The organism is Pseudomonas sp. BIGb0278 (assembly GCF_024809895.1).
Taxonomy (GTDB): Bacteria; Pseudomonadota; Gammaproteobacteria; order Pseudomonadales; family Pseudomonadaceae; genus Aquipseudomonas; species Aquipseudomonas shirazensis.
Genome location: NZ_JANUEL010000002.1, coordinates 408,788 through 421,368 on the forward strand (window position 1 = coordinate 408,788; position 12,581 = coordinate 421,368).

General features: G+C 62.9%; 16 protein-coding genes and 1 pseudogene. 11 read left to right on the forward strand and 6 right to left on the reverse strand.

Annotation, left to right across the window (positions count from 1 at the left end; translation table 11 throughout):
* Positions 1-102 precede the first annotated feature (102 nt).
* Entirely contained in the window at positions 103-735 is a 633-nt protein-coding gene (locus M2396_RS10525; RefSeq protein ID WP_103435688.1) for a C40 family peptidase, read from the forward strand.
* Positions 736-776: 41 nt separating this feature from the next.
* Here the strand turns inward: M2396_RS10525 and M2396_RS10530 are convergent, their stop codons facing one another.
* On the reverse strand, positions 777-1,775 hold the full coding sequence (locus M2396_RS10530; RefSeq protein WP_259074651.1) for a type IV pilus twitching motility protein PilT: 999 nt from the start codon (positions 1,773-1,775) through the stop codon (positions 777-779).
* Between the two features lie 65 nt (positions 1,776-1,840).
* Here M2396_RS10530 and M2396_RS10535 point away from each other — a divergent pair, with 65 nt between their 5' ends.
* The 9 genes from M2396_RS10535 to M2396_RS10575 all read left to right on the forward strand — a co-directional run bounded on the left by M2396_RS10535 (position 1,841) and on the right by M2396_RS10575 (position 8,424).
* Positions 1,841-2,527: a YggS family pyridoxal phosphate-dependent enzyme gene (locus M2396_RS10535; RefSeq protein WP_101315485.1), complete on the forward strand. Its 687-nt coding sequence runs from the start codon at positions 1,841-1,843 to the stop codon at positions 2,525-2,527.
* A 36-nt stretch (positions 2,528-2,563) separates the two neighbouring features.
* Positions 2,564-3,382 carry a pyrroline-5-carboxylate reductase gene (gene proC / locus M2396_RS10540; RefSeq protein WP_101315483.1) on the forward strand — a complete coding sequence of 273 codons (819 nt, stop codon included), beginning with the start codon at positions 2,564-2,566 and terminating at the stop codon, positions 3,380-3,382.
* A gap of 10 nt (positions 3,383-3,392) precedes the next feature.
* Positions 3,393-3,983, forward strand: a complete 591-nt coding sequence (locus tag M2396_RS10545; protein WP_101315481.1) for a YggT family protein — start codon at positions 3,393-3,395, stop codon at positions 3,981-3,983.
* Positions 3,984-4,069: 86 nt separating this feature from the next.
* The gene (locus M2396_RS10550) at positions 4,070-5,209 is read left to right on the forward strand and encodes a homoserine O-acetyltransferase (protein WP_101315479.1); all 1,140 of its coding nucleotides are present in this window, start codon (positions 4,070-4,072) and stop codon (positions 5,207-5,209) included.
* Positions 5,210-5,216: 7 nt separating this feature from the next.
* Complete coding sequence (gene metW / locus M2396_RS10555; RefSeq protein WP_101315477.1) at positions 5,217-5,837, forward strand: methionine biosynthesis protein MetW; 621 nt, start codon at positions 5,217-5,219, stop codon at positions 5,835-5,837.
* 27 nt (positions 5,838-5,864) lie between these two features.
* Positions 5,865-6,299 (forward strand): DUF4426 domain-containing protein, encoded by a 435-nt coding sequence (locus M2396_RS10560; RefSeq protein WP_259074657.1) that lies wholly within the window; start codon positions 5,865-5,867, stop codon positions 6,297-6,299.
* Positions 6,296-6,892 (forward strand): RdgB/HAM1 family non-canonical purine NTP pyrophosphatase, encoded by a 597-nt coding sequence (gene rdgB / locus M2396_RS10565; protein WP_101315473.1) that lies wholly within the window; start codon positions 6,296-6,298, stop codon positions 6,890-6,892. Before M2396_RS10560 ends, rdgB begins: the two co-directional genes overlap by 4 nt.
* The gene (gene hemW, locus M2396_RS10570) at positions 6,889-8,088 is read left to right on the forward strand and encodes a radical SAM family heme chaperone HemW (protein WP_101315471.1); all 1,200 of its coding nucleotides are present in this window, start codon (positions 6,889-6,891) and stop codon (positions 8,086-8,088) included. The genes rdgB and hemW overlap by 4 nt, the downstream gene beginning before the upstream one ends.
* 9 nt (positions 8,089-8,097) lie before the next feature.
* Entirely contained in the window at positions 8,098-8,424 is a 327-nt protein-coding gene (locus M2396_RS10575; protein WP_101315469.1) for a DUF3392 family protein, read from the forward strand.
* Positions 8,425-8,578: 154 nt separating this feature from the next.
* Here the strand turns inward: M2396_RS10575 and trmB are convergent, their stop codons facing one another.
* The 4 genes from trmB to M2396_RS10595 form a co-directional block, all read right to left on the reverse strand.
* Positions 8,579-9,301 (reverse strand): tRNA (guanosine(46)-N7)-methyltransferase TrmB, encoded by a 723-nt coding sequence (gene trmB / locus M2396_RS10580; protein ID WP_101315467.1) that lies wholly within the window; start codon positions 9,299-9,301, stop codon positions 8,579-8,581.
* Positions 9,302-9,310: 9 nt separating this feature from the next.
* Entirely contained in the window at positions 9,311-10,105 is a 795-nt protein-coding gene (locus M2396_RS10585) for a thiazole synthase (RefSeq protein ID WP_101315465.1), read from the reverse strand.
* Positions 10,106-10,154: 49 nt separating this feature from the next.
* Positions 10,155-10,355: a sulfur carrier protein ThiS gene (gene thiS / locus M2396_RS10590; protein ID WP_101315463.1), complete on the reverse strand. Its 201-nt coding sequence runs from the start codon at positions 10,353-10,355 to the stop codon at positions 10,155-10,157.
* Positions 10,356-10,457: 102 nt separating this feature from the next.
* Positions 10,458-10,829, reverse strand: a complete 372-nt coding sequence (locus tag M2396_RS10595) for a DUF423 domain-containing protein (protein ID WP_101315461.1) — start codon at positions 10,827-10,829, stop codon at positions 10,458-10,460.
* Between the two features lie 30 nt (positions 10,830-10,859).
* On the opposite strand from M2396_RS10595, the pseudogene mtgA reads away from it, so the two are divergent.
* Positions 10,860-11,605 (forward strand): annotated as a pseudogene (gene mtgA / locus M2396_RS10600) (monofunctional biosynthetic peptidoglycan transglycosylase).
* Between the two features lie 79 nt (positions 11,606-11,684).
* Here mtgA and rpoH read toward each other — a convergent pair.
* Complete coding sequence (rpoH, locus tag M2396_RS10605) at positions 11,685-12,539, reverse strand: RNA polymerase sigma factor RpoH (RefSeq protein WP_101315457.1); 855 nt, start codon at positions 12,537-12,539, stop codon at positions 11,685-11,687.
* Positions 12,540-12,581: the final 42 nt, after the last annotated feature.

Consider the following 12,581-nt stretch of genomic DNA (forward strand, 5'->3'; position numbering starts at 1 on the left):
CGACGCATGGTTCCTTGCAGTCGACCAACGGATCATTTTTTGAGCAAAAAGCTGTTATAAAGTTGCGCGTCATCACCTAATCATCTTTCAAGAGCTTCATCTATGCCGCCTTTATTCAAGACATGGCTGACCCTCTGCCTCTTGTTACCCCTGGCAGCCCACGCCACCAATCGTGAGCAACGACTTCCCAACGGCTTCACTGGCTACACCACCAACGCCACCGTGAAGCATGCACCGGTCAAACATGCAGCAGCCAAATCGGCCAATCTGCGTGCCCGCCCAAGCAATGCTGCCAACGCCTTGCCGGCTGTGGCCATGTCCGCCAAGCAGAGCAGCAACGTGCTAAGCCGCGCGGTGAATGTGCTCGGCACCCCTTATCGCTGGGGCGGCAGCACGCCAGGCAAGGGCTTTGACTGCAGCGGGCTGGTGAAATATGCGTTCAACGACGTGGCAGACGTCGATTTACCGCGTACCTCCAATGCCATGGCCCAGGGTCACGGCGTCAAGGTTGCCAAGGGCGATCTGAAGCCAGGCGACCTGATCTTCTTCAACATCAAGAGCCGCCGGGTCAATCATGTTGCCATTTACCTGGGCAACGACCGCTTCATCCATGCACCGCGTCGTGGCAAGTCGGTCAGCATCGACCAACTGAGCAAGCCGTACTGGCAGAAACACTACGTAGTCGCCAAGCGCGTCCTGCCGAAGGATCAACAGCTGAGCCTGGCCAAGCGCTGACAGGTGCACGCGCTGGCCTCGCAACGAGGCCAGTGCAGATGCTACCCCGTTTCGATCACGCCTTCAGCGCGCAACTGTTGCAAAGCTGCATCCATGGTCTTCATCCCCGCCGCGCCTCCCGCCTGCATCAGTGAGTAGATCTGCGCCAACTGTCCCTCGCGGATCAGGTTGCGCACAGCCATGTTCGCCAGCAGAACTTCCCGCGCCGCAACCCGACCGGTACCGCGCCGTTTGACCAGCACCTGCGCCACGACCACGCGCAGCGAGTCGGCCAGGAGGGTACGCACCAGCGGTTTCTCGTCAGCGGCAAACACCTCCACCATACGGTCGATGCTGCTCACCGCCGAGCGCGTGTGTACGGTCGCCAGTACCAGATGCCCGGTCTGCGCCGCGCGCAGCGCCAGGCGGATCGACTCCAGGTCACGCAGTTCACCCAGCACGATCACGTCAGGGTCCTGACGCAGGGCGCTGCGCAGGCCTTGGGCAAAGTCACTGCTGTGCTGGCCGACCTCACGCTGGGTGACCAGGCTGCGCTGGCTGCTGTGGATAACTTCGATCGGGTCTTCCAGGGTGATGATGTGTAACGAGCGCTCACGATTGAGCCAGTCGACCAGTGCGGCCAGGGTGCTCGACTTGCCGCTACCCGTTGCCCCGCCGATCAGCACCAGGCCATCGGTGCACTGGGCAACAGCTTGCAATACATCTTCCAGACCAAGCTCGGCGATGCTTGGCACATGGCTCGGGATCAAGCGCAGGCTGGCGGCCAGGCCGTTACGCTGGCGAAACAGGTTGAGGCGGCAGCGGCAGCCCTGGTTCAGGGTCACAGCCAGATCCAGTTCGGCACCGGCCAGCCATTGCTGCATCTGGTGCTCAGCCAACAGCGGCGCCAGCCTTTGCTGCAGTTGGCCGGCAGGCATCGGCGGCAGATCGAGTCGGCGCAGGTCGCCGTCCACGCGCAGCAGTGGTGGTTCGGCCTCGGCCAGGTGCAGGTCGGATGCCCCCGCAGCAGCGGCCTGGGCCAGCAGGTCAGTCACGTCCATGAGACTCCCCAAAGGCTATCAAGCAGGTAGAATGGCGCAGATCACTGAGCCGCCGGCATTCTTCCATGTCCACCATAGCAGACCACCTCGGCGCCCTCGCCGCCCGTATCGACAGCGCAGCGCTCGCCTGTGGCCGCGACCCCGCCAGCATCAAGTTGCTGGCCGTGAGCAAGACCAAACCCGCCGCCGCCGTGCGTGAAGCCTACGCTGCCGGCGTGCGCGACGTGGGTGAAAACTACCTGCAGGAAGCCCTGGCCAAGCAAGATGAATTAACTGACCTGGCCTTGACCTGGCACTTCATCGGCCCCATTCAATCGAACAAGACCCGCGCGATTGCCGAGCATTTCGCCTGGGTGCATTCGGTAGACCGCTTGAAGATCGCCCAACGCCTGTCCGAACAACGCCCGACCGAGCTGGCGCCACTGAACATCTGCCTGCAGGTCAACGTCAGTGGCGAGGACAGCAAGTCTGGCTGTACCCCGGCTGAGCTGCCAGCATTGGCAGCAGCGGTGGCCGCACTGCCGGGCCTACGTTTGCGTGGTTTGATGGCCATCCCCGAGCCGAGCGATGAGCGCGCGGTGCAGGAGGCTGCCTTTGCCCGACTGCGCGAGCTGCAGGCCAGCCTGAATCTTGGCCTGGACACCCTGTCGATGGGCATGAGCCACGACCTCGAGGCCGCCATCAGCCAAGGTGCGACCTGGGTGCGTATTGGCACCGCCCTGTTCGGCGCGCGCGATTACGGGCAGGCTTGAATCCATGCTTTACTCACTTTTTTCTAAGGACCTGACATGAGCAAGACACGTATTGCCTTTATCGGCGCCGGCAACATGGCCGCCAGCCTGATTGGCGGCCTGCGTGCGCAGGGTCTGGACGCTGCGCAGATTCGCGCCAGTGACCCTGGCGCCGAGACCCGCAGCCGGGTTCGCGCCGAGCACGCAATCGAGGTGTTCGAAGACAACGCTCAAGCAATCGCCGACGCCGACGTAATCGTCCTGGCGGTCAAGCCGCAGGTCATGAAAAGCGTCTGCCAGAGCCTGCAGGCCAACCTGCAGGACGGCCAACTGATCGTCTCCATCGCCGCCGGGATCACCTGCGCCAGCCTGCAAGACTGGCTCGGCCCGCGCCCTGTGGTGCGCTGCATGCCCAACACCCCGGCCCTGTTGCGCCAAGGCGTCAGCGGCCTGTACGCCACCGAGCAGGTGTCTGCCGAGCAACGTCAGCAGGCCGAAGAACTGCTGTCGGCCGTAGGCACGGCGCTGTGGCTGGAGCACGAGCAGCAGCTGGACGCCGTAACGGCAGTCTCCGGCAGCGGCCCGGCGTACTTCTTCCTGCTGATCGAAGCAATGACCGCAGCAGGCGAAAAGCTCGGCCTGCCGCGCGAAACCGCTTCCCAGCTGACCCTGCAAACCGCCCTCGGCGCGGCGCACATGGCAGTCGCCAGTGATGTCGATGCCGCTGAGCTGCGCCGCCGAGTCACCTCGCCTGCCGGGACCACCGAGGCGGCGATCAAATCGTTCCAGGGCAATGCTTTCGAGGCCATCGTCGAACAGGCGCTGCAGGCCGCGGCAACGCGCTCCGCCGAGCTCGCCGAACAATTAGGCAAATAAGGAGCTGTTGATGAATGCACTGTCTGGCGCCGCTATTTTCGTGGTGCAAACCCTGGTCAGCCTGTATCTGGCGATCGTTCTGCTGCGCTTTGTGCTGCAACTGGTCAAGGCCGACTTCTACAACCCGCTGAGCCAGTTCGCGGTGCGCGCCACGCAACCGCTGCTCAAGCCTATCCGGCGCATCGTGCCGAGCATCTTCGGCCTGGATACCTCGTCGCTGCTGCTGGCGATCCTGATTCAGGCGCTGCTGATGGCCTTTGTGCTGATGATCACCTACGGCACCGCCGGTGACATCCTGCACCTGCTGATGTGGGCGATCATTGGCGTTACCTCGCTGTTCCTGAAGATCTTCTGGGTCGCGATGATCGTCATGGTCATCGTCTCCTGGGTTGCGCCCAACAGCCACAACCCGGCTGCCGAGCTCGCCTACCAGATCGCCGAGCCAGTGCTGGCGCCGTTCCGCCGCCTGATACCGAACCTGGGCGGCCTGGACATCTCGCCGATCTTTGCGTTCCTGGCGATCCAGGTGATCCAGTCGTTCGTGATGCCACCACTGGCAGCCTACGCCGGCATGCCGCAAGAGCTGTGGCGAATGATCTGACCCGTGCACCGCCAGCGGCAGCCTGTGCTTGCCGCTGGGGGTAGCGCTCTTTAGACTTACGCCTCCGTCAAGCGTGAGCAGGGTCGATGTCCACTGTCTTTCCCGAAGATTCCGTCGGTCTGGTAACACCGCAGACTGCCCGGTTCGATGAACCGTTGGCGCTGGCCTGCGGCCGATCGCTGGCCAGCTACGAGCTGGTCTATGAAACCTATGGCACGCTCAACAGCAGCGCGAGCAATGCCGTGCTGATCTGCCACGCGCTGTCTGGCCATCACCATGCCGCCGGCTTTCACCGTGCCGACGAGCGCAAGCCCGGCTGGTGGGACAGCTGTATAGGCCCTGGCAAGCCGATCGACACCAACCGCTTCTTCGTGGTCAGCCTGAACAACCTTGGCGGCTGTAACGGCAGCACCGGCCCGAGCAGCGTCAACCCGCTGACCGGCAAGCCCTACGGCGCCGACTTCCCGGTGCTCACCGTGGAAGACTGGGTACATAGCCAAGTGCGCCTGGCCGACCGTCTCGGCATCAACCAGTGGGCCGCCGTGGTGGGTGGCAGTCTCGGTGGCATGCAGGCCCTGCAATGGACCATCACCTACCCTGACCGGGTCCGCCACTGCGTCGATATCGCCTCCGCGCCCAAACTGTCGGCGCAGAACATCGCCTTCAACGAAGTTGCCCGCCAGGCCATCCTCACCGACCCTGAGTTCCACGGTGGCTCGTTCCAGGACCAGGGCGTGATCCCCAAGCGCGGCCTGATGCTGGCGCGCATGGTCGGCCACATCACCTACCTGTCGGATGACTCGATGGGCGAGAAATTCGGCCGCGAACTCAAGAGCGACAAGCTCAACTACGACTTCCACAGCGTTGAGTTTCAGGTCGAAAGCTACCTGCGCTACCAAGGCGAAGAATTCTCTGGTCGCTTTGACGCCAACACCTACCTGTTGATGACCAAGGCGCTCGACTACTTCGATCCGGCCGCCACACATGGCGGCGATCTGGCGGCAACCTTGAGCAACGTCACGGCAGACTACTGCGTGATCTCGTTCACTACCGACTGGCGCTTCTCGCCGGCCCGCTCGCGAGAAATCGTCGATGCGTTGATGGCCGCACGCAAGAACGTCTGCTATCTGGAAATCGACTCGCCGTACGGCCACGACGCCTTCCTGATACCAACGCCTCGCTACATGCTGGGTTTCTCGAACTACATGAACCGCATCGCCATCTGAGGACCGCATGAGAGCCGACCTGGAAATTATCCAAGACTGGATCCCCGCCGGCAGCCGGGTCCTCGACCTGGGCTGCGGCAACGGCGAGCTGCTGGCGTCGTTGCGCGACCTCAAGCAGGTCACCGGCTACGGCCTGGAGATCGATGCCGACAACATCGCCGCGTGCGTGGCCAAGGGCGTCAACGTCATCGAGCAGGACCTCGACAAGGGTCTGGGCAACTTTGCCAGCAACAGCTTCGACGTGGTGGTCATGACCCAAGCCCTGCAGGCGGTCGAATACCCCGACCGGATCCTCGCCGAAATGCTGCGGGTGGGCCGCGAGTGCATCATCACCTTCCCCAACTTCGGCCACTGGCGCTGCCGTTGGTACCTGGCCAGCAAGGGCCGCATGCCGGTTTCGGACTTCATGCCGTACACCTGGTACAACACTCCGAACATCCACTTCTGCACCTTTGCCGACTTCGAGCAGCTGTGCGTCGATCACCATGCCAAGGTCCTCGACCGGCTGGCCGTCGACCGCCTGCACCGCAATGGCATCGGCGGCCGGGTTTGGCCTAATCTGTTGGGAGAGATCGGCATCTATCGCCTCAGCAGCCCGAGCCTGAGCGAACACCAGATCGCCGTCTGACCCCGTACCGCTTGGAGGATTCGCCCGATGCGTCGACTCGCTGTATTACTGCTCGGCCTGTGCATGGCCCTACCGGTGCTGGCTGCCGATGCGGCCAAGGCCCAGCGCAAGGAAGTGTTCGGGGATGTCACCGTGCATTACAGCGCCTTCACTTCGAGCATGCTGCAGCCGGCGATTGCCACCGCCAATGGCCTGATCCGCAGCAAGAACCAGGGCGTGCTGACCGTGTCGGTGCTCAAGCGCGGCAAGCCGGACATGGCCATGGTCAGCGGCAGCGTCAAGGACCTCACCGGGCGCAGCAGCGCGCTTACGTTCCGCCAGGTCGGCGACCCTAGTGGCGTCAGCTACCTTGCCCAGTTCCCAATCGAGCAGGCGCAGACGCTGATCTTCGAACTCACGGTTGCCAGCGGCGGCGCCAGCCATTCTTTCAGCTTCAACCAGGAAGTGTTCCCAGGCGAATGATCAATCTTCAGCAACTCGTATTGGCCAGCCATAACGCTGGCAAGCTCAAAGAACTCCAGGCCATGCTTGGCGAGTCGGTGCACCTGCGTTCGATCGGCGAATTCAGCCAGGTCGAGCCGGAAGAAACCGGCCTGTCATTCGTCGAAAACGCCATTCTCAAGGCCCGCAACGCGGCGCGCATTTCCGGCTTGCCGGCACTGGCCGATGACTCGGGCCTGGCCGTGGACTTTCTCGGCGGCGCGCCGGGCATCTACTCGGCACGCTATGCCGATGGCAAGGGCGATGCCGCCAACAACGCCAAGCTGCTCGACGCGCTGAAAGACGTGCCGGATGAGCAACGTGGTGCGCAGTTCGTCTGTGTGCTGGCGTTGGTACGGCATGCCGATGACCCACTGCCGATCCTCTGCGAAGGCCTCTGGCACGGCAGCATCCTGCGTGCTGCCAGTGGCGAGCATGGCTTTGGCTACGATCCGCTGTTCTGGGTGCCCGAGCGCAACTGCTCGAGCGCAGAGCTCGCGCCGCTGGAGAAGAACCAGCTCAGCCACCGCGCCCGCGCCATGGCCCTGCTGCGTCAGCGTCTGGGCCTGGCATGACCGACAAGCCGTCGATCCAGCTGCTCCATCCGCGGGCCTCTGGCGCGCGCCTGGCATTGCCGGAGCTGCCCCCGCTGTCGCTGTACATCCATATCCCCTGGTGCGTGCGCAAGTGCCCCTACTGCGACTTCAACTCGCACCAGGCCGGCCCTGATCTGCCTGAAGAAGCCTACGTCGACGCCTTGCTGGCAGACCTTGAACAAGAGCTGCCTGCCGTGCAGGGCCGCACCATCAGCACGATCTTCTTTGGCGGTGGCACGCCAAGCCTGTTCAGCGCCGCTGCGCTGGACCGCCTGCTGCGGGGGGTTGAACAGCGCATTGCGTTTGCCGCCGATATCGAGATAACCCTCGAGGCCAACCCGGGCACCTTCGAGCAGGACAAGTTCAAGGCTTACCGGCAGACCGGTATCAATCGCCTGTCGATCGGCGTGCAGAGCTTCCAACCGGCCAAGCTGGAGAAGCTTGGCCGCATTCATAACGGCGACGAGGCGATCCGCGCAGCCGACATGGCGCGCGCAGCAGGTTTTGACAACTTCAACATGGACCTGATGCACGGCCTGCCCGATCAGTCGTTGGAGGACGCCTTGGGCGACCTGCAGCAGGCAATCGACCTGGGCCCGACGCACCTGTCCTGGTATCAGCTTACCGTCGAGCCGAACACGGTGTTCTGGAACCAGCCGCCCGAGCTGCCTGAAGACGACATCCTCTGGGATATCCAGGAAGCCGGGCAGTTGCTGCTGGCCAACAATGGTTTCCATCAGTACGAAGTGTCGGCCTATGCCCAGGCCGATCGCGCCGCACGGCACAACCTCAATTACTGGCGCTTCGGCGACTTCATCGGCATCGGCGCCGGCGCCCACGGCAAGCTGTCGTTCGCCGACGGGCGCATCCTGCGCACCTGGAAGACGCGTCTACCCAAGGACTACCTGAACCCGGCCAAGCCGTACAAGGCTGGGGAGAAGCTGCTGCCAGTGGATGAGCTGCCGTTCGAGTTTTTGATGAATGCGCTGCGCCTGACGGATGGGGTCGAGGCTGAGTTGTTCCACCGCCGCACCGGTCTGCCGCTGGCGCAGCTGGCCGAAGCCCGGCGCCTGGCCGAACAAAAGGGGCTTTTGCAGGTCGAACCGGATCGGCTGGCAGCAACACCGCGCGGCCAGTTGTTCCTCAATGACCTGCTGCAGTATTTCTTGACCTAAGGATGACCCATGGACCTGGTACTTGACCTGCTTGCGACCGTGTCGCGCTGGAGCCGCAGCAACCTGTCGGAGATCTCGCTGGCGCTGGTAGGCTGCCTGCTGGTGCTGTTCGGCACGGATATCAAGGGTTGGGTAGACCAGCGCCTGGGCGGCCTGGCCGGCGCGTTGCGCATACCATTCATGGCCTTGCTGGTGATGGTGGGCAGCGGTGCGGCGTTGATCTATGCCACGCCGTGGGTGATCAAGGGGCTCAGCCAGTTCAACAACTACGCATTGGCGCCGGTACTGCTGGTGGTGCTGGTGTTGATCGGTGTGGTGGCTGATCGTCGTGGTTGATGTGTAGACCGTGTGTTGGGGCGCTTTGCGCCCCTTTCGCGACACAAGGCCGCTCCTACAGGGGCGCGCAATGTCCAGAGCACGCGGTCGATGTAGGAGCGGCCTCGTGTCGCGAAAGGGGCGCACAGCGCCCCCAATTCAGCCGACGCCGGTATCAGTCAACCTTCTCGAACTTCAAATCCCAGACGCCATGCCCAAGTCGTTCGCCACGGCGTTCGAACTTGGTGATCGGCCGCTCTGTGGGGCGCGGTACATAGGTGCCATCCTCGGCCTGGTTGCGATAGCCCGGCGCGGCGCTCATCACTTCCAGCATGTACTCGGCATACGGTTCCCAGTCGGTGGCCATATGGAAAACGCCACCCGGCTTGAGCTTGCTGCGCACCAGTTCGGCGAACTCCAGTTGGACGATGCGGCGCTTGTGGTGACGAGCCTTGTGCCACGGGTCCGGGAAGAACAGCATCAAGCGATCAAGGCTGTTATCCGCGACACAGCGGTTGAGCACTTCGATCGCATCGCAGTCGTACACCCGCAGATTCTGCAGCCCCTGGGTCAGCACGCCATTGAGCAGCGCGCCAACACCCGGGCGGTGCACTTCGACGCCGATGAAGTCCTGCTCTGGTGCGGCAGCAGCCATCTCCAGCAGCGAGTGCCCCATGCCGAAGCCGATTTCCAGGGTGCGCGGCGCCGAGCGGCCGAATACCTGGTCGTAATCGACCGGGCTGTCGGCCAGCGGTAGCACGAACAGGGGCGCGCCCTGATCAAGACCACGTTGCTGGCCTTCGGTCATGCGCCCAGCGCGCATCACGAAACTCTTGATGCGGCGGTGCGGGCGCTCTTCGCCGTCAGCGGGGATCGGCGTATCTTGCGATTCAGTCATCAGAAACTCTTACTTGATCAGACCATCCAGCGGCGACGAGGCGCTGGCATACAGTTTTTTCGGCATACGCCCGGCCAGATAAGCCAGACGACCCGCATTGATAGCGTATTTCATGGCTTCGGCCATCAGCACCGGTTGCTGGGCGTGGGCGATGGCCGAGTTCATCAGCACCGCCTCGCAGCCCATTTCCATGGCGATGGTGGCATCGGAAGCGGTACCGACGCCGGCATCGACCAGCACCGGCACCTTGGATTCTTCAAGGATGATCTGCAGGTTGTACGGGTTGCAAATGCCCAGGCCGGTACCGATCAGGCCCGCCAGCGGCATCACCGCGATGCAGCCGATCTCTGCCAGCTGACGCGCGATGATTGGGTCATCACTGGTGTAGACCATCACGTCGAAACCTTCCTTGACCAGCACTTCGGCGGCCTTGAGGGTTTCGATCACATTGGGGAACAGGGTCTTCTGGTCGGCGAGCACTTCCAGCTTGACCAGGTTGTGGCCATCGAGCAGCTCACGGGCCAGGCGGCAGGTACGCACGGCTTCGATTGCGTCGTAGCAGCCAGCGGTGTTGGGCAGGATGGTGTAGCGGTCGGGTGGCAGCACGTCGAGCAGGTTCGGCTCGCCCGGGATCTGGCCCAGGTTGGTGCGGCGCACGGCGACTGTGACGATCTCGGCACCCGAGGCTTCGATGGCCAGGCGGGTTTCTTCCATGTCACGGTACTTGCCGGTGCCAACCAGCAGGCGCGACTGGAACGTGCGCCCGGCCAGGATGAAGGGCTTGTCGCTACGAACATTGCTCATCGTTGTTCCTCTGGAAAGGTTGCGGGACTTGCAGGTGAACGTCAGGCGACTAGCCGCCGCCGATGGCGTGCACCACTTCGAGCTGATCACCTTCGTTTAGCAGCGTGCTGTCGTGCTGGCTGCGCGGCACGATATCGAGATTGAGCTCGACAGCCACCCGGCGCCCAGTCAGCTCCAGCCGCGCGAGCAAGCCGGCAACGCTCTCACCGGCAGGCACTTCGTAGGGTTCACCGTTCAATTGAATGCGCATGCACACGGCCACCGTTGTTCTTTGGGGCCCGCATTCTAGCCCCGATCAACCTCTGAACCCAAGGGCGACAGCCGCCATTAGTCGCGATTGTGGACCAGCCGGTCAGCCCAGCCGCCACGCCGCCAAGCCCAGGCACAGCCAGCCGGCAAGGAAGCACAGGCCGCCGATGGGGGTGATCATGCCCAGCTTGCTCACGCCGGTCAGGGTCAGCAGGTAAAGGCTACCGGAGAACAGCACGATGCCCACGGCGAACAGACAACCGGCCCAGCCGACCAGCCGCCCTGGCAGATGCGCAGCCAGCAGGGCAACGCCAAACAGCGCCAGGGCATGCACCAGCTGATAGGTCACACCGGTATGAAAGATCGCCAGGTAGTCGGCAGTCAGGCGGTTTTTCAGGCCGTGCGCGGCAAACGCACCGAGGGCGACACCGGTGAAGGCAAAAAACGCGGCCAGCATGAGGAAGCTTCGAAGCATGGGGAGGACTCCTCGAGAGGGGTCTGTATAATGGCCGGTTCCATCGGTCCGGCCAAGCCATCGCCATGCTGTCATCCCTGATCCGTCGCTGCGTACGCGCCCTGCTCTGGTTTGCCGCCGGCAGTATCGTGCTGGTTCTGGTCCTGCGCTGGGTGCCGCCACCGGGCACCGCGCTGATGGTCGAGCGCAAGGTGCAGTCGTGGTTCAGTGGCGAGCCGATCGACCTGCAGCGTGACTGGCAGCCGTGGCAGGGCATATCCGATGACCTCAAGGTTGCGGTGATTGCCGGTGAAGACCAGAAATTTGCCAGCCACTGGGGTTTTGACATCCCGGCGATTCAGGCAGCGTTTGCCCATAACGAGCGCGGCGGCAACATTCGCGGAGCGAGCACCTTGACCCAGCAGGTAGCCAAGAACCTGTTCCTGTGGTCGGGCCGCAGCTGGTTTCGCAAAGGCCTGGAAGCCTGGTTCACGGCGTTGATCGAGCTGTTCTGGTCCAAAGATCGGATCCTTGAGGTGTACCTGAACAGCGTCGAATGGGGCCCTGGGGTATTTGGCGCCCAGGCCGCAGCGCGTTACCACTTTGGCGTCGACGCCAGCCGCCTGACGCGCCAGCAGGCCGCGCAACTGGCTGCAGTGCTGCCCAGCCCGCTGAAGTGGAACGCCGGCCGGCCGAGCACCTATGTTGCCAGCCGCGCAGGCTGGATTCGCCGGCAGATGAGCCAGCTGGGCGGCGCCGACTACCTGCAGCAGCTTGAGGCAGGCCGCAGCCAGTGAATTAGCCGCTGGCGTTCAGCAGCGACAAAAAAACCGCCTGCCCCATCAGGGCCAGGCGGTTTTTTCATTGCTGCGACGATCAGGCTGCGATCAGTGCCTTGACCTTGTTCATCGCATTCTTCTCGAGCTGGCGAATACGCTCAGCCGATACGCTGTACTTCTCGGCCAGCTCATGCAATGTGGCCTTCTCTTCAGCCAGCCAGCGCTGATAGAGAATGTCGCGGCTGCGATCATCCAGCCCGCTCAGGGCCTGGTGCAGATTGCTGGTGGAGTTATCGCTCCAGTCAGCGTCCTCGAGCTGCATCGCCGGATCGTAGCGGTGATCTTCAAGGTAATGCGCCGGCGATTGGAACGCGCTGTCGTCGTCCGCTTCAGCAGCAGGATCGAAGGCCATGTCATGGCCGCTCAGGCGGCTTTCCATCTCGCGCACTTCACGCGGCTCGACGCCCAGGCTTTCGGCGACACGATGCACTTCATCGTTGTTCAGCCAGGCCAGACGCTTCTTCTGGCTGCGCAGGTTGAAGAACAGCTTGCGCTGGGCCTTGGTGGTCGCGACCTTGACGATGCGCCAGTTGCGCAGGATGAACTCATGGATCTCGGCCTTGATCCAGTGCACCGCGAAGGACACCAGACGTACGCCCATTTCCGGGTTGAAGCGTTTGACAGCCTTCATCAGGCCGACGTTACCTTCCTGGATCAGGTCAGCTTGCGCCAGCCCATACCCTGCATAGCTGCGTGCGATGTGCACGACGAAGCGCAGGTGGGCCATAACCATTTGCCGAGCAGCCTCAACATCCTGCTCGTAAAAAAGACGTTCGCCCAGTTCACGCTCCTGCTCGGGCGTCAGCAGGGGAATGCTGTTCACCGTATGTACGTAGGCTTCCAGGTTTGCACCGGGGACCAACGCATAGGCAGGTTGCAACGAAGTGGTCATTCAAGAACCTCCGACTCACTGGATTCGTGCCTTGTGAGCACT